A 22,723-nucleotide genomic window follows, 5' to 3' on the forward strand; every position below is an offset into this window, starting at 1 on the left:
GCGACTTGCTAAACCCTCGCTATCGAAAAACGCCCATCCAATAGCCAGAGGGCGGCGCGCCTGCATCTCTATCCACCGAGACCTGAAAGCCATGCACGAATATCCTCCAGTGAGCGAATACGAATCGATGAGTTGTCGCGCGAGGGCATAAAATCCCAGCTCTGCCAGAACCGCTCGGCTTCTTCATCGATCGCACGGACGACGATGGCCCGTCCGCCGATGATATCGGCTCCGGCAACGCAGCGAAGAAAGGCATCCTTCACGAGTGCCGATCCGATACCTTTGCCCCTATAGCGGCTATCCACGGCCAATTGCCCGATCAAGAGGCAGGGAATCGGATCGGGCGGACGTCCAGTTCTGATCTTGCGTGATACGACGTTGGGCTCGATGACCGTCGGTGCGAGGCCGTAATAGCCGATCACCCTATCGTCGTCGCAAACGACAAACGTCCGTGTAAATCCACGTTGCTGGTTCGATGCTGCAAAGTTCTGTAGCCAAGAATCCAGGGATGGCTTGCCACAGGAAAACCCCTGAAGTCGATGACGCCCGTCAAGAAGCTCGACATTTGACAGCGCCACCGGTCAATTTTCCCAAGGCGCCTTGCGCTGCAAGCGTTCCACTACTTTCGGCGATGGCGCGGATGGTGCCGCCTCGATTGCCGTCACAAAGGCATCGAAAGCATCGGGAGACAGGCGGATGACGCTTTCGTTCAGGATCGCCATCTGCGCCTCATGCACGGCAGCGCGTCGCATAAACTCTGTCCGGGAGAGACCCGTGAGCGCTGCACCACGGTCAATGACTGCCAGATCATCATCGCGAAAACGCATTGATACGGGTATTTCCTTGCGGGGAGCGGTGTTTGCCATGGTTTCCCTCATGAGGCATCGGGAAGGTATATAGGAGAATGTAACGCGGAACGCAATACATTAAAAGTGCTTCTGCCTAATTGACGGCGCAATACTCATACGCCGTACGGCCATCCATGCAGTGGCGGTACGCCGTTGAACCGGGCGAATGACCGGCTCCCTCCGGCAGCAGGTTTTCCAAACAGGGCATGAAGGCGCCCGGCGATGGCCAGGCGCCTTTGTTTCGTCATGAGGCGAAGGCCGGAGTGCGCCGCGCGCCCATTCTCAGCACGAAATAGATCGCCCCGCCGATGCCGACGCCGAAGAACCAGCCATAGGTGCCCCACCAGTCCGGCAGGATGGAGGTGAAGGTCGGCAGGATCGACGAGAACAGCGCACCGACCGCAAATGCGATGAAGGCATTGCCGTGCCAGCCGTTCTGGAACCGGAATTCGCCGTTCTCCTGATAGAGCGCCTCGACGTTCAACTGGCTCTTCCGGATGAGATAGTAGTCGACCATCATGATGCCGAAGATCGGCCCCATCGTCGAACCGATGAAGTTGACGAAATGCGCCGCACCCGTCTCCCAGGGAGCAAACGGATAGAGCACGAGGGCGATCAAAGCGGCGATATATCCGCCGCGCTTGAAGTTGATCTGGCGCGGGAAGACATTGGCGAAGTCGAAGGCCGGCGAGACGAAGTTCGCCACGACGTTGATGCCGAGCGTTGCCACCGCGAATGTCAGCGCCGCAAGCAGCGCCAGGAACCAGCTGTCGAATTTTGCCGAGATCATTTCCGGATGCAGCAGGACCTCACCGTATACGGTGAAGGCGGCCGTGGTCGTGACACCTGCGACGAGGCAGAATGCCAGGAGGTTGATCGGCAGGCCCCAGAGATTGCCCTTCCGCAGCGCCTTTTCGCTCGTCGCGTAACGCGAGAAATCGCAGAAGTTCAGGTAGAGCGCGGCGAAATAGGTGATCCAGGTCGCAGCCACCGCGGCAAGTGCCGCAATCGAGCCGGGCTCGCCCGGCACGCCTGCGTCCTTGGTCCTATCGATCAGCACGTCGCGCGGGATTTCTGAACCGAACGAGAAGGTGCCTGACTTGACGACCAGATAGACGGCCAGGATCAGCATCATGATCCAGACGGCAGGACCTGCCCAATCCTGGAACTTGCGAACCGTTTCCATGCCGCGTTGAATGATCAGCAGCTGCAGCGCCCAGACGATGATGTAGCAGATGAGTTCGAGGGTCGAATGCCCGAGCATGTGGCTGTTCTGATGGAAGGCGAGCAGGCTCTCGTTGCGGATCAGCAAGGCAACGATCGCGCCGGATGCCGCGGCGGTCTGCGCCCCGTACCAGAAGCAGGCGACCACCGCCCGGACCAGCGCCGGAACATTGGCGCCGAACGTGCCGAAGGAGGCACGCGCCAGAACCGGAAAGGGGACACCGGTACGCACGCCGGCATTGCCGACCAGGCTCATCAGGAAGAAAATGACGAGAGAGCCGATGCCGATGGCGATGACGAAGTTCACGAAGCTGCCGCAGAGCAGGAACAGGCTTGCCGCCAGATAATAGCCCCAGAGACTATGGACGTCCGACGTCCAGACGTTGAAGATGCTGAATGCACCCCACTTACGCTCCTCCGCGGGCGCCAGATCCTCGTTATACAACGAGGGAGACGGATTTTGAATGCTCATAATGCCCTCCCATATCCCCAGTGGCCGACTCGGCCACGATGGAAGTCTGCGCTTCATTTGGGCATCTGACAATTTAATAGTCACATTGTACACAATCCTGATCGACCAGATGAGCAGGCTATCGGTCTATTGCGGGCGAACGACACGCCCAGCCAGGCGAAACGGGCTTGCGACTGCAGCGCCTGCGGCATCGAAGACGAAGGCGCCGACATCGCCGGAGGTCGACCGCCTGCCGCTCTCGAAGGAAGCAAGCTGGGCGCCGAACTTCGCGAGCGATGCGTAGCGGTCGTGGCCCAACCCGTCGGAGGTCTTGATCGAGGTAATGTCGATGACCCGGAGCCTCGCCTGCAAGGCCGCCTCCTGGATGACGGGATCGTCGATATCGAGGCGGCCGACGCGCGCTCGTTCGCCGGCGATGAAGCTTGAGGCCACAAGAGCCCGGTCGTCCTTGGAAACCAGAAGGGAGATCGGGTTCGGCATTGGACCGATGTCCTTCAGCTGCGATCGGAAGACATCGACGTCGATGTCTGGAGCAGCGAGCACCACCGCCAGCTTGCCGATCACGGTGTTGCGATGCTGCAGCTTGAGCTCTCGCACCGTTTCCATCACCAGGAACCCGCCCATGCTGTGCCCGAACAGGATGATGCGCTTCACCTTGCCCGACGCCGAGAGAGATGTAACGAGAGAATCGAGTTCGCTGCGCGAGGAAAGCGCAGCGTCGCGGTCGGCGACATATCCGGCGACGGATGCCGCCGAAGGCCAGGAAAACAGGATCAGAGCGCCCGGCATCTTCGCGTCGGCGGCAATCTGCGCGGTGCGGTAAAGTGCCTCCTGATAACTGTAATTGTAGCCGTGGACGAAGATGCCGACGGTGCCGTCGGGCTGCACGGAGGCGAGCGCCTGCTGCACGAACGCATCCCTAGGCAGCTGCCTGCGCTTGACGACGGCAAATTGCCGCTCCGGATCCGGCTTCGACTTGGGATAGATGATAACGGTATCCTTCCTGACGGGAGGAACCGAGAACGCGTATTGCTCATAGGTCAGCTTCTCGGACCATGTGCTGTCGAACCCGCCCCGCACGCGATCCGGGGTCCTGTTGGTCGCGACGAGCACGCTCACCCTGTCCGGCGCCGTTTCCGAACGGGCCGGCACGCTCAGATGAACAGGCGTCAAGACCTCAGCCGATGGCCGCGTGGCGCAGCCGGCGAGCGTCGCCAGGCCGATGGTGACGATGATCGCGAGCATTGGCTTTGGCAGGCCTCGGAAATGTCGCTGCATTATCGATCCGTTTCCCTCAGATCCAGACGCTCTCCGGCGTGTGGTTCTGACCACGTCATCATTCGCCATGCCATTCCCGCTCCGGGGTGGGACGGCATCGCCTGCGCCATCCCACCTATTTCGTCGCGGCCCGTGTTGCAGCGGCCGCCGCGGCGGCCGTAGGCGATGGCCGTCGAAGCCCGGTTTCATGCCTCAGCCAAGGCTTCCGCCCGAACACTTTCATCCCTGGGGATCCTGAACCACGCGACATAGAGTGCCGGCAGGAACAGCAGTGTGAGCGCGGTGCCGATGACGATGCCGCCCATCATGGCGTAGGCCATCGGCCCCCAGAAGATCTCGCGCGAGATCGGGATCAGCGCCAGGGTTGCCGCCGCCGCCGTCAGCATGATCGGCCGCATGCGGTGTTCGGTCGCCTCGATGACAGCCTGCCATGGCGCCAATCCCTCGGCACGCAGTTGCTCAATCTGCACCACCAGGATGACGGAGTTGCGGATCAGGATGCCGATCAGCGCCAGAATCCCCAGGATGGCGACGAAGCCCATGGGGGCATTGCTCAGCAGGAGGGCTGCGACCACGCCGATCAGCGCCGTCGGCGCGACCGCAAAGACCAGGAAGAGGCGGCTGAAGCTCTGCAGCTGGATCATCAGGATCGTCGCCATCGTAAACAGCATCAGCGGAGCCACCGCCGCAATCGGCCCTTGCGCCTCGGCGCTGGATTCGACGGCGCCGCCGATTTCCACCCTGTATCCGACAGGAAGGTTCTTCTGGAATTCCTCCACCTTCGGCTTCAGCTGATCGACAATCGTAGCCGGCTGTGTCGAACCGATGACGGCCGCCTTGAGCGTGATGGTGGGCTGCCTGTCGCGACGCCAGATCGTTGGCTGCTCAAGTTCGAAGCGGAAATTCGCCACGGCCGAGAGCGGCACGACCTTGCCGTTGGAGGTCGAGAGCTGCAGATTCTCAAGCGTCTGGACGGAATCGCGCTCGGACGCCCTGGCCCGGCCGATGACATTGACCAGGTAAATGTCGTCGCGGATCTGCGTCGCGGTCGAACCTTCGACAATACCGTTGAGGGCGGTCGCGATGTCCTCGGAAGAGACGCCGAGCTGGCGCGCCTTGTCCTGCAGCACATCGACCTTCACCACCCGCGAAGGCTCGTTCCAGTCCAGCACCATGTTCGACAGCAGCGGATGGGTACCGACAACGCCTGCAAACTGCTGGGAAATATCACGTACCTTTTGGATATCCGGGCCGCTGATCCGGTACTGAACCGGTTTGCCCACCGGCGGGCCGATATCGAGAAGCTTCACGAAGGCGTCGGTGCCGGGGAAGGTCTTCGTCAGATAATCCTGCAGCTCCGCCCGCACCTTGTCGCGCACGTCGAGACCTTTGGTGACGATAATGGTCTGCCCGAAGGTGACATCGGGCGTCTGCACATCGAAGGACAGGATGAAGCGTGGGGCGCCCTGGCCGACATAAGTCGTCCAGTGATCGATATCCTTGTTGTCGGCCAGCATCTCCTTTTCGAACTTGCCCATCTGCCTGTTGGTCTCGGCGATCGAGCTGTTGTGTGGCAGGTTCCAGTCGATCACGAGCTCGGTTCTGTCCGAGTTCGGGAAGAACTGCTGCTGCACCAGCCCCATGCCGCCGACCGAAAGCGCAAAGACGCCGACCGTCAGCACGATGGTGATCCAGCGCCAGCGCATAGCGAGCGTCAGCAGCCACGAGAAGACGGCGGCGAAACGCCCCTTCTTCTCGTGATGCGACTTCATCGTCTTCGGCAGGATAGTGACCCCGAGAAGCGGCGTGAACAGCACGGCGACGATCCAGGAGACCACAAGCGAAACCGCGATGACGACGAAAAGCGTGAAGGTGAATTCGCCCGCCGCACTGCTGTTGAGACCGACCGGGATGAAGCCCGCGACGGTCACCAGCGTTCCCGTCAGCATCGGAAAGGCCGTCGATGTGTAGACGTGGGTCGCAGCCTTCCTCAGGTCGTCACCCGCCTCCAGGCGGGCCACCATCATCTCGACGGCGATCATGGCGTCGTCGACGAGCAGCCCGAGCGCTATAATGAGCGCGCCGAGCGAGATGCGCTGAAGCGAAATGCCGGAATATTCCATTACCACGAAGGTGATGGCGAGCACGAGAGGAATGGAGATCGCTACCACCATGCCGGCGCGCAGGCCGAGGCTGATGAAGCTGATGACGAGCACGATGACGATCGCTTCGAAGAGCGCGCGGGTAAAGCCCGAGACGGCTTCGTCGACGACATGGGGCTGGTCTGAAACGCGGTGGACATCCACCCCGATCGGAAGATCGGCGACCACCTGTTTCATCCGCGCGTCGAGCGCCTCGCCGAATTCGAGCAGGTTGGCGCCCTGCTTCATGCCGATGGCAAGACCGATCGCCGGCTCTCCATTGAAGCGGAACAGCGCCGAGGGCGGATCGACGTAACCACGCTTGATTGTGGCGACATCGGTCAGCGGGAAGAAGCGGTCGTTGATGCGAAGATTGATCGACCTGAGACTCTCCTCGGAGGTGAACTGTCCGCTCACCCTCAATGCGATGCGCTCCGGACCGGCGTCGACGAAGCCGGACTGCGTGACGGCATTCTGGGCCTGCAGCGTCTGGATGACCGACTGCTGGTCGATGCCGAGTGCCGCTATCTGGCGTGTGGAGAATTCGAGATAGATTGCCTCGTCCTGGGCGCCGATCACATCGACCTTGCCGACATTCGGGACCGTCAGAACTTCTGAGCGGGCATTTTCCACGAGATCGCGAAGCTGGCGCTGGGTGAGCCCATCGCTGGTGAAGGCATAGATGTTTCCGAACACGTCGCCGAAGCGGTCGTTGAAGAAGGGACCGACGACCCCGCTCGGGAAATCCCCCTTGATGTCGGCGATCATGTTGCGGATGCGCAGCCAGGTAGGCGCGACGTCCCTAGCCTTGGTCGTCGGCAGCAGCTCGACGAAGACGGTCGTCTGGCCGGCGACGGTCTGGCTCTTGGTGTAGTCGAGCGATTCCAGTTCCTGGAGTTTCTTCTCGATCCTGTCGGTCACCTGCCGCGTCACCTCCTCGGCGGAGGCGCCGGGCCACTGGGCGGTGATGACCATTGTCTTGATGGTGAAGTTCGGGTCTTCCTCGCGGCCGAGGTTCAGATAGGAGAAGGCGCCTGCGAGAATGAAGACGATCATGAAGTACCAGACGAGCGAACGGTGCTCGAGCGCCCAGTCGGAAAGATTGAAGGACTTCACTGGCTGATCTCCTGGTCGATCCTGATGGCTTGGCCATCCTCAAGTTTATGCACGCCTGCCACGACGACCCTCTCTCCGGGAGCGAGCCCTTCGGTGACGCGGACGGTGCCGCCGTCAACGACGTCGCCGTCGATCTTCACGCGGCGCAGCGCCACCTTCTTGGCAGGCACATCGACGATCCAGACGCTGGCGCCGTCGCTGCCGGCAAGGATCGCCGAGGAAGGCAGCACGATCTCGGGGTCGGCGGCGATGGTTGCGGAGGCTGTGATGACCGCGCCGAGCCTGAAGGCTTCAGGCGGATCGGCAAGTGCGATCTTGGTCCTGCTCGTGCGGGTGGCGGTTTCCGCCTCCGGCGCGATTTCGCGCACGACGCCCGTCGTGCGGATCGAAGGCTCGAGCTGCAGCGTCACGTCGAAGGGCGCGCCGATCTTCAGTTTCTGGGCAGCGGCCTGAGGCACGTCGACCACCGCATCACGCTTGTCCGGCCGGGCGATGGTGACGACGGTCTGGCCGGCCGACACGACCTGGCCGACCTCGGCCGATGTCGCCGTGACGACCCCATCAAACTCCGCCTGAAGCTGCGCATAGCCGAGCTGCTCCTTGGCCTTGTCGAGATTGGCCTGCGCCTTGGCGACGGCGGCCGCGGCCGTCCGTCTCGCTTGCTCGGCTTCTTCGAGCGAGGCTTCCGTGCCCGAGCGCGATTCCACCAGCGCGCGCTGGCGCTGTTCCGTCGTTACAGCGTTTCGAAGCTGGGCGTCGGTATTCTCGACATCGGACTGGGCGCTGCGCACGGCAAGCTCCAGCGCCAGCGGATCGATGGCAGCAACCACGTCACCCTTCTTGACGACATCGCCGACATTGACGTTGCGGGCGATCATCCGCCCGAGGATCCGGAAGCCGAGTTCGGTCTCGATCGTCGGCTCAATCGTGCCGGTCAGGCTGAGGCTTGTGGCGGGCGTCTGCCTGACCGTCATCGACAGCACGGGACGGGGCGCCTCCTGCGTGCTTTCCTCCGGCTTCGTGCAGGAGGAGATCAGGGCCGTACCCATCATCAGGGCCATTATCTTGGGACGAATACTCACTTGGATACTTCCTTCACATAAGACACGGTTTCACCGGGCCTGAGGAATTTGGTCCCGTCGGTCACCACGACATCTCCCGCCGACACACCCGATTTGACGACGAAGCTGCCGGTCTCGTAGCTGGCGACATCGATCGCTCTCATCGAAACCGCTGAGGATGCAGGATCGACGATCCAGACGGCTGGCTTGCCGTCCTTGGAGGACATTGCCGACCAGGGCAGCTGGATGACGTCCTGGGGGACATAACTGAATTTCCCGACGACGGGAGCGCCGAGCGGAATGGGAGCATCGCTCGTAATGGCGACTTTGACCCTGATGGTGCCGGTGGAAGAATCGATCGTCGGCGAAATCTCGCGCACCTTCGCCGTGATCTTCTGCAAGGGGTTCGACAGCAGGTTCACAGTGCCGTCGCCTTCGATCGGACGCAGGAACGCACTCTCGACAACTTCGAAGACGGCGTCCCGGTCGCCGTCATGGGCAAGGGTGAAGACAACCTGCGCGGCCTGCGCCACCTGCCCGACCTCGGCATTGCGGGCGGTGATCACGCCATCGGCATCAGCTTTCAGCTCCGTATAGGACAGGGTGTCCTGCGCGGTCTCGAAGAGCGCCTGCGCCGACTTCGTCGAGGCCTGCGCCGTCAAGAGCGCCTCTTGTGCCTGGTCGAGTGCGGCCCGCGTCGTCACCTGCGTTCGAAACAGGCTCTGCTGACGGTCGAAGGCGAGCTGTGCCTGGGTCTGCTGGGCTTCAGCCGACTGAAGATTGGCCGCCGCCACATCGAGATCGGCCTTCTGCTCTTCCGGATCGATGCGCGCCAGTACCTGCCCCGACTTTACTGACTGACCAACTTCCACCAGCCGTTCGATGATCTTGCCGCTGACCCGGAAGGACAGATCGGTCTGGACCCGGGCGCGCACCTCTCCCGTCAGCGCACCGCCATCACTCAGCGGCTCAGACCTCGCAACGACGACGCCGACCTGGCGCGCGGCAGGTTCGCTCGGCCCGCCAGGCTCACTGCAGGAGACGAGACCGATCGTGCATACGATCGCTGTGGCGATCAGAATGGTTCTCATAGTTGACCTCTTGCTCTCAACGGCAGCTGCTATATAATTGACTGACGGATTAGTCAATGAAACTTTTGCCACCGGAACGGCAGCACAAAACAAGGGAGCCGAGGCACGAATGGCAGCTCAGAAGAAACTCACGCGCGCGGAACAGAAGGCGCTGCGACCCATTCAGATCCTGGATGCCGCATTCGAGGAATTCGTCAGAAACGGGTTCACCGGCGCCCGCGTCGACGACATCGCGGACAGGGTCGGCGTCACAAAGGGCACGGTCTACGTCTACTTCGAGACGAAGGAAAAGCTGTTCGAAGCCATGATCAGTCACTTCTCCGTCCCCTTTCAGGAACTGCTTGAAATCACCGCTGGCCTCAGCGGCACTGCCACCGATAGGTTGACGTCCATTCTCGGTCTACTTTACGACCAAATCGCGGAGGATCGTACAACCCGCGAGTTGACGCGGCTGGTCATTTCGGAAGGACAGCGCTTCCCCGACCTGATCGATCGCCACCACGATCAATTCATAGCGCCAATTATCGCCAGGATCGACGCTCTCATCCTGGAAGGTGTTGCGTTGGGGGAATTTCGCGAAATTCCTGTCGAATTCTCAGACCTCGTGGTCGCGCCGATTCTGACGACGACAGTTCTGCGGCTGATATTCGATGATCGCCGCGTGCCGACGCCCAACAAGGACGCCTTCATGCGGGCTTATTTCGATCTGCTGTTCAACGGGCTGCTTGCCGAACGCCGCTGATTGCGAATGACGAAAATATCGACGCAAGCACATAGCTTTTCTAAAGTCTTTATGTGAAAACATCGAGTTAGCTTATGCTTCGAAGGTACGATCTGAATTCCTGGCGGAAAAAGTGGAACGTAAAGTCAATCTCAAGGATGTCGCGCGCGATGCCGACGTGTCGCTGAGCACGGCCTCGCACGCCCTGAACGGAACTGCGCCGCTCACGATCGAGGTGCGGGAAAGAGTGCTGGATTCGGCAAAACGTCTCGGCTATCTCGACCGCCGGAGAAAGAAGGCGACGATCGCCGCATTGCACGTTCTGCTTCTCGCCATTCCTGACGATGCCGCGCCGGAGAGCGATCTCAACCTGGTGAGCTGGACCATTCTCAACGGTCTTCGCAGGGAATGCGAGCGTCGAGGCGTCCGCATCGTACCCTATGTCAGCAGCGGCCGGCGCATCGACGGCGCCGAGGTCAGGAAGATCGCGATAGCAGAACGCGCTGACGGCATCGTGGTGCTGAACGATGATCAGCCCGAACTCATCCGCAGCCTCGCCTCGGCTAACATGCCCGTCGTCATCGTCAACGGTGAGGATCCGGCCATGCTGGTCGATACTGTGACGCCTGAAAACCGCTTCGGCGCACGGCTCGGCATCGAGCACCTCATGGCGCTCGGCCACCGCCGGATCCTGCATCTGACCTGGAAAGGCCGCACGACCATCCAGCGCCGGTATGACGGTTTTTCCGATGCCTATTTGGCCGCACAGCTTCCGGTGCCGGAGGACATGATCATCGAGGCCGAGGGATATGAGCCCCGGCATGGCGAAGCGGCCATCAACGCGCTGCTCCATCGCGATCCCACGCTGAAAGGCGCCACCGCCGTCTTCTGCGCGGCCGACAATCTGGCGCTCGGCTGCCTGAAGGCATTGGCCGATCGCGAGATACGCGTGCCCGACGCGATATCTGTGCTCGGTTTCGACGACATCGTTCCCGGCGAGTTCAGCCGCCCGCCGCTGTCCACCGTGAGCGTGCCGACCGACCGTCTCGGGGCGGCAGCGCTCGCGCTCATCGAACAGCGGCTGATCGCCAATGATCCGCAACGGCCGGCTCATCGCCTCGAACTCGGCTGCCATCTCGTCCTGCGGGGCAGCATCGCACCGCCGCGCTGAACGGCCGGAAGAGCCAGCCTTTCGAAGCTCCGAAGCTCACATCAGCGCAAACGCTCAGCCCGTAACCGCGTATCCCTCGGGCTTTCACCAAAAGTGCTGCGGTAGATGATGGAGAACCTGCCGGCGTGCGCAAAACCCCAGATCGCGCAGATTTCGCGGACGGATTGCTGGTTTGTCGGATCCCGAAGCTGCTCGCGGGCCGCCTGCAGCCGGATCGTGCGGAGGTAGCTGGCCGGTGAGGTTCCCCTGAACGCCTTGAAGCCCGTTTGCAGCGCCCGAAGCGAAACGCCGACGCCATCGGCAACCATCGTCATAGTGATAGGTTCCGCGATATTGGCATGCATGTAGTCGATAGCGCGTCGGACATGCCAAGGTGCGATCAACGATACTTTCTTTTTTTCCAGATGATCGGAAAACCGATGCCGGCCAAATCGGATCACGAGGTGAGCAAGAGTTTCGCTCATCGCGGCTGCGGCAAGAGGCGAAGATAGCAACGGACCGGCGCCGCGCATGCCCTGCACGATCGTCTGGAGCAGATTGCCGATCAGTTGGCCTGACTGCGTCGCGCGATCGAGAATCGGGTCGAGATCGAACGACTCCGAGAGGGGCTTTTCCACCAGCGAGGCGAGGACCCTTTTCACAACCTTCCAGTCCAGAAAAAGGGCGTCCGAGCGGTGCGGTCCTCCCTGGACCACACGATCGCCGACTTCGTGATTGTTGGCCATGAGAAAGTAACCGGCGCCGCTTTCGACCGTTCTCTTTCCTATCGACAGTCGAAAAGAGCCTGTGTGCGGCATGAAAAACGCGAGATGCTGCGGAGAGTCATCAAGCGTCCGAATCGTCCAGGAACTCTGATAGACCGAATGAAGCACCGTGAGCGCCTCGGTCCTTCTCAGATCCGCGCCCCAGGCGAATTTTCGGTCATCCTTCAACGGCTGTGCGCCGAAAACGCCGTAACCAGCCGTAAAGGCCTGAACCATTGATTCGAAGCTGGTGCCTCCATGCGTGGGCTCGAATCCATAACCACGATGCTCGGCAATTGCCATTTTCTCCCGTGTTAACGCATCCATGCCGCTCGGTTCTTTTCTTCTGCCGCCTGACATCATCGCGACTGGTCTGGCCAATCTTGATGGGTTAAGCAGGACCGGCAAAACCACGGATGATTTCGTTGCCCCGCAGAAGCAAAGCGTCCCCTCCACCTGCTTCACACTTACAGTGTAAATCAATATGTTTGGAAAATGAAGTACGCTCCGCTGGACCACGTTGCCCCACATTTCCTGCGAGACACAGAGCCCGCGAGAGTAGCCTCCCGTAACGAACGGGACCTTTTGCGGTTGATTTGGAAGTCGCCCGGCATCGAGCGCTCCAGCCTGACCGACCCACTCGATCTCACTCAGCAATCGCTGCACAGAATCGTCGGCCGGCTTCATGATCGGGGAATGGTCGTCTTTTCCCAATCGGAAAACCGGCGCGCCGGTCCACCAAGTCCGGAGCTGACACTGCGAAGGGAGTGGTGTCTGACGCTCGGCATCTCCATCAACGTCGGAACGATTGGCCTTTGCCTCATGGGTTTCGGCGAACCATTGGATAATATGGAAATTCCCCAGGCCGGCTCGTCGCTATCCCTGGAAATGGAGCGGATCGAAGCAGCCGTCGAACAGATCCTCGCCCGGCGCGGCGCCAAGCGGCGCGACATCCTCGGCGTCGGCCTCGCCGTCTCCGGCCATCGTATGCTGGATACGGCTTTCAATTGTCCCCTGCCGCTCGCCCACTGGTCGCTGATCGATCTGGCGCCAGTGCTTGGGGAGCGGCTTGGGCTGCCGGTCTGGGCGGACAATGTCGCCAGGACTGCGGCCTTGGCGGAAGCAATTTTCGGCGTCGGGCGTGACGTTGCCGATTTTGCCTATATCGCCCACCTTCATGGCTATGGCGGCGGCCTTGTCTCCGGCGGCATGCCGTTTCGCGGCAGTTTCGGAAATGCCGGCGAAATCTCCGTTCTTTTCGGGCGTCAGGACTACGATGATCGCCCCGCTCTCAACCAGCTGCTCGAGCATCTTCGCGGCAAGGGGCGCAGCGGCCTGACCCTGAGGGATCTGAAGGACGAAAATATGGTGGAGTGGGATGGTGTCGAGGAATGGATCGACCGCGTCACTCCGGCCCACAATCGTGCCATCAACGCGATCTGTGCGATCTTCGACCCGGCATTGATCGTGCTTGGCGGCGAGCTTCCACATTCGCTTGCGAGAATGTTGATCGAACGCACCGAATTCAACAATCTGCCTCGGCATGGCGCCTTGCGCGACATCCCGCAGCTCGCAGTGGCCCAGATCATCGATGCCCCCGGCGCGGTCGGCGCAGCATTGATCCCGCTATTCGAGACCGTTTTGTGATGGCCTCTGCCAGTCAATCCGGCACGGCTCCCATCTGAATAGGACCGAAGCGCACACCGCAGGACCAGTTGCGGTGCGCTTCAGCTGGCGCGACGAAATTGGAAAGGCAGTCTTAAATTCTTGGAGGTTTCCTCGACCTCGACTCCAATCGGTGCTGTGCGCCAGGATTCGTTCACTTCATTCCTGTACCAGCGATGCCCGTGGTGATGTACTTCTGCAGGAACAGGAACACGATCGTGACGGGCAGTAGGCTGAGGAAGGTCATCGCCAGGATATAGTGCCACTGCACCGAGAACTCACCTTGGAAGGCATTGAGTCCGACCTGCAGGGTGAAATTCTCGCGGCTGTTGAGGACGATCAGCGGCCAGAGGAAATCGTTCCAGCGCCAGAGCACGGAAAAGATCGCCAGCACGGCAAGCGCCGGCGCCGTCAGCGGCAGGATGATCCGCCAGAAGATGCAGAATTCGCTCGCCGCATCGACGCGTGCCGCCTCGATCAGCTCGTCGGGTATGGTCAGCATGTATTGCCGCAGCAGGAACACGGCCGTCGGCGAGGCGACGGTCGGCAGGATCACACCCCAGAGATTATCAGCGAGTCCGACCCCGACGATGACGAGATAGGCAGGGACCATGACGACGGCGAGCGGGATCATCAGCGTCGAGATGATGATGACGAACACAGTCGTATCGCCCCGAAACTTGTATTTCGACAGCGCAAAGGCAGCCATGGCGTTGACGATAAGCGTCAGCAGCGTGGCAACCACAGTGACGAAGACCGAGTTCTTCAGGAAGGTCAGGAAGTTGAAGCGCGTCAGAGGATCGGTGTAGTTCTCGGTGGCAACGGTCAGATGCTGGACCGGCGTGATCCCCTTCACGTCGACACCGAGCGGTTGTCCCGGATTTGCAGGATCGACCATCTGCGCCTTGAGACCGATGCGCCTGATCATGGCCCTTTCACGCTGCTGGCCGTCAATCGTGACGTTCCAAAGGCTGAGCGGCTTGTCGAATCCGGGCACGGTCTGCTCCACGGCGGCCCGCGGAAGCAGCGACGGCGGAAAGCGGGTGATCTCGGCCGCCGGTTTCAGCGAGGAGAGGCCTGCCCAGACGACGGGAATGAGCACGGCGAGCGTTCCGCCGATCAGCCAGACCCATGACAAAATATCGGTGATATCGATGCGTCCGGCCCGGCGTGTGCGTGAGAGAAAACTGATCGGATTCATCTCAGGACTCCATTCGTTTGCCCAAGCGCAGCTGTATGAGGGTGAGAACCAGAAGCACCAGCCCCATAAGAACCGATGCGGCCGACGCAAGCCCGAAGAGACGAAGATCGCTGCCGAAAGCCATCTGGTAGATATATTGGACGATGAAGCTGTTGGCCGTGCCCGGACCGCCGCCATTGGTCAGAACCCAGGCTTCGTCAAAGATCTGCACCGACTTGATCATCAGAAGGATGAATACGACAAGCAGGTTCGGAGCAAGAAGCGGAAGCGTGATCCTGAACAGTGTGCGGCGCGGCGAAGCGGCATCGATGGACGCGGCCTCGTAAAGATCTTTTGGGATCGCCTGGAGGCCGGCGAGCAGGATCAGGGTGTAAAAGCCCATATGGAACCAGACCGACACGACCACGACGAAAAAGCGCGACCAGCCGACATCAAGCAGGAAGATCTCAGGGGGAACGCCAAGCATCTCAAAGAAGGCGTTCAGCAGCCCGTTGCGATCGAGGAACCACTTCCAGATCAGGCCGATCACGACGGGAGACAGCAGAACGGGATAGAAGAACATCGCCCGGAAGAAGCCACGCGCGAAGATCGCCCGGTTGAGGATCAGCGCCGTGATCAGCGCCACCAGCAGCGTGGCGACGACATTGCAGGCCACGAACCAAACTGTGTTCCACACCGCCGTCCAGAACAGCGATTCCTGACAGGTTCCCGGCTGCAGATAATTGCCGCAGGTCAGCAGGGTGCGGAAGTTGTCAAGACCGACGAACGGCCGCTCCGAAACCAACAGATTGGTGCCGCCGGTGAAGGCGTAGCCGACCGCGATCGCGATGGGAAGGAAGGTGAAGATGGCAAACAGAATGAGGTTCGGCGCCAGGAACAGCCATGGCATCCGCTTCCGGCCGAACAGACGCTCGATCGCATTCATCGGCGCCTCGACCACCCTCATCCCCGTTTCGCCTGTCTGGGAAAGCAATGTACCGGCCGTGAGCTCTGCCATCTCAGCGCCTCCCCTGCCCTGACCGTCTGCCGAAGGCTAGGCTGCTTTCGGGATCGAACAGATGAACGCGGGCTGGATCGGCGTCGATCATGATCCGTTCGCCCGAGACCGGCGCGAAATGGCCGGCTTCATGGATGATGATTTGATCGTCCTGCCCCGCGAGACTGCCATAGACATAAGTCTCGGTCCCGAGCCCTTCGTGATACTCAGCGACGAATGGCAGGCCCCGCTCGCTGGATCGGGTGAAATGCGCAGGCCGGATACCGGCAATAACCGACTGACCGACCGCAACGCCGGCGGGATCGACATTGCTGACGATCGTGCCTCCGTTGCCGACATCGACGACGACGCCGCTTTCGCCGACGCCCGAGACCTTGCCCTTGATGATATTCATGCGCGGCGAGCCGAGGAATCCGGCGACGAAGAGATTGCGCGGATGATCGAAGAGCTCCAGCGGTGCGCCGACCTGCTCAACCCGACCCGCGCGCAAAACGACGATCTTGTCGGCCATGGTCATCGCCTCGACCTGGTCGTGAGTGACATAGATCATCGTCGTCTTGATGTCGCGATGGAGCTTGGTGATCTCGGCGCGGGTCTGGACGCGCAGGGCCGCATCGAGGTTCGACAGCGGTTCGTCGAAGAGGAAGATGTCGGGCTCGCGTACGATCGCCCGTCCGATCGCTACACGCTGGCGCTGGCCGCCGGAAAGCTGCTTCGGACGCCGGTCGAGATAAGGTTCGATCGCCAGCATTCTGGCCGCCTCGGCAATGCGCGCCTCGATTTCGGCACGCTTGAACTTCAGATTTTCTAGGCCGAAAGCAAGATTCTTGCGTACGCTCATATGCGGATAGAGCGCATAGGACTGGAAGACCATCGCGATTTTGCGCTCGGCCGGCGACAGCGCGCTGACGTCGCGGCCACCGATCGCGATTGCGCCCGAAGTCACCTCCTCAAGGCCCGCGATGACCCGCAATAGAGTGGACTTGCCGCACCCCGACGGACCGACGAAGACGACGAACTCGCCGTCCTTGATGTCGAGTTCGACGTCATGCAGGATTTTGACGGCGCCATATGACTTGTTGACGGTGGAAAGTTTCAGTTCTGCCATGCCCCACTCCCATCAGGTGCCGCCGTTTCGAAGACGACGTCGTTTTCGTTCCAGCCTTGCGGCAATGGTGTCGGCCTCGTGATCCGCACCTCTTTCATCAAGATTCCGGCGACATCGACCACATAGACGGCCGGCATCCCCCGGGGATAGTCCTGCAGGCCGATCACCCGCCCGTCCGAACCGCGGGTCCAGGCATTGGCACGCCCGCCGCCATCGGCCCTCGGCGCGAGGTCGGCATTCGTCGGGCGCAGGTCGTAGGTCCGCCCGGTGCCGAGCTCTCCGGGCTGCTGATCGACGGCGATACGGGTCAACGACACGTTCCGGATGCCTGACGGCGCTGCCGCAATGATGGTGATCGCGCCTTCCATCCGGCCGGTCACATCTTCGACGATGAGATTTTCGATGGCGCCCGCAGGGCGTTCAGCGATACGGTCGACGACATTGACGGTCAGCGCCTCCCCAGAACCCCAGAAACCATCCGGCGTTTCGCGGCACTCTACCGATATTCGGGAAAACCTCACATTCGAGATCCGGCCGCCGTCGCGGGAGAATATGCCGAGCGCCCGGCTAGAGGACGAGACGCTGCAATCCTCGAACAGAACATTGGTGACATCGCCATGTGTTTCCGTGCCGATCTTCAGCGCGCAGCTCAAGCTCTGAACGGAGCAGCGGCGCACGAGAATGTTCTCGCACCGGCCAATCGCCAGACCTTCAGGGCCGATGCTCGTCTTCAGGCATATGCCGTCATCGGCCGTCGATATGCTGCAATCCTCGATGACGGCGCCGCGGCAGGCGTCGAGCACGATGCCATCCGTATTGGGTAGGCGACGGTCGTTTTCGATGGTGACGTTTCGGACCGCGACATCGGTGCAATCGACGAAATGCAGCGTCCACATCGGCGAGCGGCTGATGGTGACGGAACTGATCTCGACCTCGTCGCAGCCTTCGAAGACGACGACGCGAGGACGGAATTCGGCAGGAATGAAAGTTCCCACCGTCTCGTCGTCGCCAATGATGAAGTTCTCGCAACCGGCTTCGATGCGTCCTTTTCCCGTCAGGCTGATCCGCCGCGCATCGCTCGCCACGATCATGCCGCGATCCGACTTTTCCGCGATCACCGAAACCGTCGTATGCGCATAAGCGGCATAATCGGGAATGGGACGCAGGATCGCACCGGCGGCCAGGTGCAGATCGACGCCGGATCGCAGCCGGAGCCCCCTGCAGAGGTGGATGCCCGCCAGGAGTTCCAGGCGCCCGCCGCCGGAAGCCGACAGACGGTCGATCGCCGCCTGCAGACGGTCGGTATTGTCGCTGTCGAGCGGCTCAATCGCGACGAGGGAAGGAGCACTCATTGGCGGCGGCCACTCTCGATAAAGACTTCGGTCAGAAGCAGCATGGTCAGCGCCTGGCCGTAAGGCGTCGGCAGGTTCGGGATGCGCCGGTAGAAATCGAGATCGCGGCCCATGGGCGTGCCGTCCGAAACGCCGTGGACGACACCTTCGTCATCGATCTGTGCCAGCACGGCCTTGAGCGCACGCTCTGCATAGACCTTGTCGCTCTTGTCGAGAATGCCGGCATCGATGGCGCGCAATATGCCATAGGCAATTCCCGCCGTTGCCGAGGTTTCGAGCGGCGAGGACGGATCATCCAGAAGCGTCGTGAACATGCCGTCGGGCCGCTGGCAAGCCTTCAGCGTGCGCACCTGGCTCACGAGGACGTTCGAGAGGAAACGCCGATCCTTCTCGCCGAGCGTCGGCACGAGATCGAAGAGCTCGGGGATCGCAACGGTGATCCAGGCATTGCCCCGCGCCCAGAAGGCGTTGGCGAAATTATGCCGGCCGTTGAAGGTCCAGCCGTGATACCAGAGGCCGCTCACCGGATCGGAGAGATAGCGGGTGTGGATGATGAACTGATAGACGGCCTCGTCGATCCAGTCATTGCGCTCGCAGAGGACGCCGGCCTGGGCAAGGAAGAGGCAGGCCATGAACAGTGTGTCGTCCCACAATTCGCCGTCGTTGAGACGCTCCTTGACGACGTGCTGGAAGCCGCCATCCTCGGTCTTCGGCAATTCCTTGATCAGCCATTCGGCCCAGTCTTCGACGAGGGCGCGGAAATCCGGACGGTCGATGTGCTGGACGAGGATTGCGAGCGGCAGCATCGGCGCCGTGCTGTTGATCTGGCGTGGCGGAATTCCGCGTTCGATCTGGGCGCTGTACCAGGCAACGAGCTCCTCGAGCGCTTTCTGGTCATTGGCGGAAATCGCACGCCGGAGGAATCCATAAAGGCCGACGCCGACTTCCCAGTCCCATTCGTCGAACTGGATGCCGGAGGCGGCATTGTCCGTCACGAGACCTTCCTTGATGCCCTTGAGCCGGCTGAAAGCCGTCGCCACGCGATCGATCGTCGTCTGGAGGGCGGCGTTGTCGGCAGATGCTGTGTTCATGCTGGAAACCTATGTTTCAGGAGTAGAAGGGCCCGTCAGTGCGGGCTTGGGACGCGGCGCTTTCGTGGGTGAGGATCGGATCTGGCTGATCATGCGTGAACGGCCGGGGCTTACCGGCGATCGAAAGACCGTCGGCATAGGAAAGAGCGATCGCCGGTCCGCCCGGCGGCGTCAGGGAAAGACGCCGAAGCGTGGGATCGAATGAAACCGTCGTTTGGCACAGACGCTCGATGAAAGCCTTGAAGGCTTCGTCATTGCCGGATGATATGATGGCTCCCCAGCCGCAGAGCGGTCCGTACGAGCGCACCTCACGATCGGCGGTCGGGCCATCGGTGATCAGTTCCAGGCCGTTCGAGGCCCAGAGGGCGGCAAATCCTCTGCCCGATCGCGCGACCAGCCACTTGCCTTCAATGATGAGATCGTCGAGACCGTCGCGGCCGACATAGGCGTGGGTCCAGGGATGCCGTGCGTCACCCGTATCTTCGATCAAAAGCGCGACGTCGCGATGCTGGGCGACGCGCGGCAGGATGCCGTTGCCGGCCCAATAGGACGGCCTTTGATTGCCCCACGGATCGTCTTCGCCGGGATGGTTGACCCAGAGCCTTGCCATCGGATGGCCGGCCAGCCGGATATCGAGAACATGCTGCTGATGCCCCTTGCGGCCGGTCTTGTGGTCGACCACCGTCGAAAGCTGCGCGGCCTCGTTCTTGAACAGCACGAGCTTTCCGCTCTCGAGCCCCTGGCTATAGCGCGCCTCGACGCTTCGTCCTCGCGGAAGCGCAGCAAGCTCGGCAAGATCGGCCGGCGGCTCATAATCGCCGGCGCAGAACATGGTCAAAGCAGCCACACCGTTGTTCAGCCAGCCCGTTCCGAAGGCGACCTGGGCGAAGGGCGCCAACTCCGTCAGCGGGCCGGCGCGCAGTTCCTTGTCGTAGGCACGGCCCTGCGATCCCGCGGGAACGCCGGCGAGCGTGTGAAGGGCGATCATGCGGAAGATGAGATCGATCTGGCCGCGGGCGCGGTCGGCAATCCCGCTCTCGGCCCAGCGCTCGAGCGCCAGCAGGCCGATGAAATCGATCGGGTAATAGGCGGCCGAGTTCCACTCCGCGAGACCATGGGCTTCGACGCTGTCGAACCAGCGCCCGAGGCGCTCGACGGCGAGCGCCGCCTGCTGCCGCCCGGTTCGGCCCGAAGCGGAAAAGACCTCGTCGGGCAGAAGAAGCCCGGCCAGAAGTTGGCTGGTGTGGAAGCAGAGCACATGGTTCTCGCTCCAGAACCACATCGCGTCATTGCCCGGCTCGTCGACCCAGTAGCGATAGGTGAGAACGGAATGGCGGATGCGGTCGACCGTCGCCCTGGGCATCCGGTCGCCATAGGCGCCAAGCAGCCAGAGCAGCGGCACCATGATGAAATCCGAACAGTCCTCACGCGCATCGATGGAGGCAAGCGTGGCATCGACGATGCGCTCGAAGCTCTCCCGGTCTTCGTAGCCGGTTTCCATCATCGCAATGAGACGACCGGCGCGGTTGGCGCCGAAGCGGGCGCTGTATTCCAGCGCCTGGCGTTTGCGGGCGGAAAGCGATGCCTCGGCCGGCAATGGAGAAATGGCGCTCATGAAGGCAGCGTCGATGACGCGGGTGACCGAGCCCGGTCCGGAGCCGATCGTCATGTGAATGCCGTGATAACCGTCCGCAATGCCGCTGATATCCTCGGCGATCAACCGGTTCTGCTGCGCATGCAGGGTCAAATGCACATGGGCGAGGAGCGGCCGTTCGTGACCATGGCCGACGACCTTGAGCTCCACCGGCAGGTCGCGCTCGGGCGCGGTGTCGAAGATGATTTCCAGAGGCTGATTGACGAAGACGTCATGGGCCGGGCGAACGCCGCGCACAAGGCCCTCCAGCTCGCGAACCTCATCCTGGTCGAGCGCCACCGGCAGCAGCACCGTGAGTGGTTCCTCATCCAGCATTTCAAGTTCGAAGAACCAGGTCGTGTCGCGCTCGGCAAGATCTTCGGTGTGGACGAGAACCTCGTTGTCGCCGGCTTCGAGCTGCAAGCTGATCTCAGTCGCGCTCTCGACATTGCGCATAAAGGGCTCGAAGCGCACCGCCTCCTGCCCGTTCACCCATATGCGCACCCCGCCGCAGGTCTTCAGCGCCAGATTGAGCGTGCGCGGTGCCTCTGTCCTGAACGTGCCCTTCAGCCATTTCCTGACATGCGTCGGCACATGCCAGAAGCTGGTGAACTCGACGCGGCGGTTCGAGCCGGGGAGATATAGGCTTGTGGTCGGCCAGGACGTGTCGGGCAGAAGCGGCCGCCCCACCATGGTCGACCAGAAGGCCTTCCGGCAAGGCAGGTCACCGACATCGACGAAACCGTTGATGAAGCGATAGTTCACGCGATCTTCGGCAGGAGCTGGCTCGCCGGGAAAATAGTCGGCGATGAGGCCGGACACGGCCCATGCCGTTATCGTCTCGCCTTTGGCAACGCCATAGGCTGGCGCCATGTCGTCGGGTTGCTTGACGCTTTCCGCCTGCACAGATCGCCTCCTCCGCAATCTTATGAAAATATTTTCATTACTTCATTTGTGTGCGGCGTCTTCAAGAAATGCTCAAAACATCGCAGCAGCGCCAGAAAATAGCTTGACGGGAGGAATGTCAAGTATATGAAATTCACTTATCGATGGCTGAGGCCGCGATTGATGAAAATTTTTTCATGGGAGGATGAAAATGAAAACCTATCTCTCAGGGGCTTTCGCACTGGCGCTGGCCACCGTTTCCTTCGCCTGGTCGAGCGTCGCCATGGCGGAAACCCAGACGATCACCTTTCTCTTCACCGACGACGACCAGGCTTACGTCGAGCGGATGGAAGCACTGAGCAAGGAATTCGAGGCGGCGCATCCCGACATCAAGGTGAATTTCGTTTCGTCGGGCTATGATGCCGTCGCCAAACAGCTGCCGGTGCAGCTTGCCATCGGCGAAGGGCCCGACGTTGCCAAGATCACCGATTGGCAGCTGGCGCCCTATTACCTCGACATGCGCCCGCTGATGAAGGATCCGGACGGCTTCGCCAAGCTGCACGGCGACAGCCTGAACACGCTTCGCTTCCCCGGCGTCAACGATCCGAATTCGATCAACGGCTACGTCGCGTCACAGACCTTCAACCTGCCCTTCGTCAACAAGACGCTCTTCGAACAGGCGAATGAACCCCTTCCGAAGCCAACCGCCACGCTGAAGGAAATCGTCGAGGCTTCCGCGCGCGTCGCCAAGGCGACCGGCGCCCAGATTCCCTTCACGATGGACCGCTCCGGCCACCGCTTCTCGGGTGCTGCCTTCTCCTACGGCTCGAACTACGTCAAGGACGGCAAGTTCTCATTCCCCGACGATGCCGCCAAGCGCTATATCACCGATCTCTACAACTGGACGAAGGACGGCTCCTTCCCC

The 22,723-nt window shown here is 61.3% G+C and carries 18 protein-coding genes; 4 read left to right on the top strand and 14 right to left on the bottom strand.

The genetic code is table 11. From position 1 onward, the window contains the following. Window positions 1-68: 68 nt before the first annotated feature. The 7 genes from AC13QO_RS20210 to AC13QO_RS20240 all read right to left on the bottom strand — a co-directional run bounded on the left by AC13QO_RS20210 (window position 69) and on the right by AC13QO_RS20240 (window position 9,231). Window positions 69-578 (bottom strand): GNAT family N-acetyltransferase, encoded by a 510-nt coding sequence (locus AC13QO_RS20210; protein ID WP_085781698.1) that lies wholly within the window; start codon window positions 576-578, stop codon window positions 69-71. 3 nt (window positions 579-581) lie between these two features. After that, window positions 582-866, bottom strand: coding sequence for a type II toxin-antitoxin system TacA family antitoxin (locus AC13QO_RS20215; protein ID WP_085781699.1), 285 nt, complete (start codon window positions 864-866; stop codon window positions 582-584). A 226-nt stretch (window positions 867-1,092) separates the two neighbouring features. Next, window positions 1,093-2,544: an NCS1 family nucleobase:cation symporter-1 gene (locus AC13QO_RS20220; RefSeq protein WP_085781700.1), complete on the bottom strand. Its 1,452-nt coding sequence runs from the start codon at window positions 2,542-2,544 to the stop codon at window positions 1,093-1,095. A 126-nt stretch (window positions 2,545-2,670) separates the two neighbouring features. Further along, window positions 2,671-3,822: an alpha/beta hydrolase gene (locus tag AC13QO_RS20225; protein WP_488541615.1), complete on the bottom strand. Its 1,152-nt coding sequence runs from the start codon at window positions 3,820-3,822 to the stop codon at window positions 2,671-2,673. A gap of 185 nt (window positions 3,823-4,007) precedes the next feature. Beyond that, window positions 4,008-7,079 (bottom strand): efflux RND transporter permease subunit, encoded by a 3,072-nt coding sequence (locus AC13QO_RS20230; protein WP_085781701.1) that lies wholly within the window; start codon window positions 7,077-7,079, stop codon window positions 4,008-4,010. Continuing rightward, window positions 7,076-8,161 (bottom strand): efflux RND transporter periplasmic adaptor subunit, encoded by a 1,086-nt coding sequence (locus AC13QO_RS20235; RefSeq protein ID WP_488541616.1) that lies wholly within the window; start codon window positions 8,159-8,161, stop codon window positions 7,076-7,078. Before AC13QO_RS20235 ends, AC13QO_RS20230 begins: the two co-directional genes overlap by 4 nt. Then, complete coding sequence (locus AC13QO_RS20240; protein ID WP_488541617.1) at window positions 8,158-9,231, bottom strand: efflux RND transporter periplasmic adaptor subunit; 1,074 nt, start codon at window positions 9,229-9,231, stop codon at window positions 8,158-8,160. The genes AC13QO_RS20235 and AC13QO_RS20240 overlap by 4 nt, the downstream gene beginning before the upstream one ends. A gap of 109 nt (window positions 9,232-9,340) precedes the next feature. Between AC13QO_RS20240 and AC13QO_RS20245 the strand changes: the two genes are divergently transcribed. Further along, window positions 9,341-9,973, top strand: coding sequence for a TetR/AcrR family transcriptional regulator (locus AC13QO_RS20245; protein WP_085781704.1), 633 nt, complete (start codon window positions 9,341-9,343; stop codon window positions 9,971-9,973). Window positions 9,974-10,085: 112 nt separating this feature from the next. Beyond that, on the top strand, window positions 10,086-11,123 hold the full coding sequence (locus AC13QO_RS20250) for a LacI family DNA-binding transcriptional regulator (protein WP_085781705.1): 1,038 nt from the start codon (window positions 10,086-10,088) through the stop codon (window positions 11,121-11,123). A gap of 41 nt (window positions 11,124-11,164) precedes the next feature. Here AC13QO_RS20250 and AC13QO_RS20255 read toward each other — a convergent pair whose 3' ends face one another. Further along, window positions 11,165-12,169: a helix-turn-helix domain-containing protein gene (locus AC13QO_RS20255; RefSeq protein ID WP_488541623.1), complete on the bottom strand. Its 1,005-nt coding sequence runs from the start codon at window positions 12,167-12,169 to the stop codon at window positions 11,165-11,167. A 192-nt stretch (window positions 12,170-12,361) separates the two neighbouring features. Between AC13QO_RS20255 and AC13QO_RS20260 the strand changes: the two genes are divergently transcribed. Further along, window positions 12,362-13,513, top strand: a complete 1,152-nt coding sequence (locus tag AC13QO_RS20260) for an ROK family transcriptional regulator (protein ID WP_085781707.1) — start codon at window positions 12,362-12,364, stop codon at window positions 13,511-13,513. Between the two features lie 172 nt (window positions 13,514-13,685). On the opposite strand, the gene AC13QO_RS20265 is transcribed toward AC13QO_RS20260, so the two are convergent. Genes AC13QO_RS20265 through AC13QO_RS20290 form a run of 6 tightly spaced genes read right to left on the bottom strand, consistent with a single transcriptional unit; the run spans window position 13,686 to window position 21,786 of the window. Continuing rightward, window positions 13,686-14,732, bottom strand: a complete 1,047-nt coding sequence (locus AC13QO_RS20265) for a carbohydrate ABC transporter permease (RefSeq protein ID WP_488541618.1) — start codon at window positions 14,730-14,732, stop codon at window positions 13,686-13,688. A gap of 1 nt (window position 14,733) precedes the next feature. Continuing rightward, window positions 14,734-15,729 (bottom strand): carbohydrate ABC transporter permease, encoded by a 996-nt coding sequence (locus tag AC13QO_RS20270; RefSeq protein WP_488541619.1) that lies wholly within the window; start codon window positions 15,727-15,729, stop codon window positions 14,734-14,736. Between the two features lies 1 nt (window position 15,730). Further along, a complete protein-coding gene (locus AC13QO_RS20275; RefSeq protein ID WP_085781710.1) occupies window positions 15,731-16,837 on the bottom strand; it encodes an ABC transporter ATP-binding protein in 1,107 nt (368 codons plus the stop codon). Further along, a complete protein-coding gene (gene pglB, locus AC13QO_RS20280; protein WP_085781711.1) occupies window positions 16,825-18,189 on the bottom strand; it encodes a polygalacturonase PglB in 1,365 nt (454 codons plus the stop codon). Before pglB ends, AC13QO_RS20275 begins: the two co-directional genes overlap by 13 nt. After that, a complete protein-coding gene (gene bglB, locus AC13QO_RS20285; RefSeq protein WP_488541620.1) occupies window positions 18,186-19,280 on the bottom strand; it encodes a beta-galactosidase BglB in 1,095 nt (364 codons plus the stop codon). The genes pglB and bglB overlap by 4 nt, the downstream gene beginning before the upstream one ends. Before the next feature lie 16 nt (window positions 19,281-19,296). After that, window positions 19,297-21,786, bottom strand: coding sequence for a hypothetical protein (locus tag AC13QO_RS20290; RefSeq protein WP_488541624.1), 2,490 nt, complete (start codon window positions 21,784-21,786; stop codon window positions 19,297-19,299). Window positions 21,787-22,009: 223 nt separating this feature from the next. On the opposite strand from AC13QO_RS20290, the gene AC13QO_RS20295 reads away from it, so the two are divergent. Beyond that, window positions 22,010-22,723: ABC transporter substrate-binding protein (locus AC13QO_RS20295; RefSeq protein ID WP_488541621.1), on the top strand; the 714-nt coding region annotated here is incomplete at its 3' end.

The organism is Rhizobium sp. CNPSo 3670, from assembly GCF_057784555.1.

Coding starts and splice junctions, on each gene's coding strand:
- AC13QO_RS20215 (WP_085781699.1), bottom strand. CDS start 866: ATGGCAAACACCGCTCCCCGCAAGGAAATACCCGTATCAATGCGTTTT.
- AC13QO_RS20220 (WP_085781700.1), bottom strand. CDS start 2,544: ATGAGCATTCAAAATCCGTCTCCCTCGTTGTATAACGAGGATCTGGCG.
- AC13QO_RS20225 (WP_488541615.1), bottom strand. CDS start 3,822: ATGCAGCGACATTTCCGAGGCCTGCCAAAGCCAATGCTCGCGATCATC.
- AC13QO_RS20240 (WP_488541617.1), bottom strand. CDS start 9,231: ATGAGAACCATTCTGATCGCCACAGCGATCGTATGCACGATCGGTCTC.
- AC13QO_RS20245 (WP_085781704.1), top strand. CDS start 9,341: ATGGCAGCTCAGAAGAAACTCACGCGCGCGGAACAGAAGGCGCTGCGA.
- AC13QO_RS20255 (WP_488541623.1), bottom strand. CDS start 12,169: ATGGCAATTGCCGAGCATCGTGGTTATGGATTCGAGCCCACGCATGGA.
- AC13QO_RS20260 (WP_085781707.1), top strand. CDS start 12,362: ATGAAGTACGCTCCGCTGGACCACGTTGCCCCACATTTCCTGCGAGAC.
- AC13QO_RS20265 (WP_488541618.1), bottom strand. CDS start 14,732: ATGAATCCGATCAGTTTTCTCTCACGCACACGCCGGGCCGGACGCATC.
- AC13QO_RS20270 (WP_488541619.1), bottom strand. CDS start 15,729: ATGGCAGAGCTCACGGCCGGTACATTGCTTTCCCAGACAGGCGAAACG.
- AC13QO_RS20275 (WP_085781710.1), bottom strand. CDS start 16,837: ATGGCAGAACTGAAACTTTCCACCGTCAACAAGTCATATGGCGCCGTC.
- pglB (WP_085781711.1), bottom strand. CDS start 18,189: ATGAGTGCTCCTTCCCTCGTCGCGATTGAGCCGCTCGACAGCGACAAT.
- bglB (WP_488541620.1), bottom strand. CDS start 19,280: ATGAACACAGCATCTGCCGACAACGCCGCCCTCCAGACGACGATCGAT.
- AC13QO_RS20290 (WP_488541624.1), bottom strand. CDS start 21,786: ATGGCGCCAGCCTATGGCGTTGCCAAAGGCGAGACGATAACGGCATGG.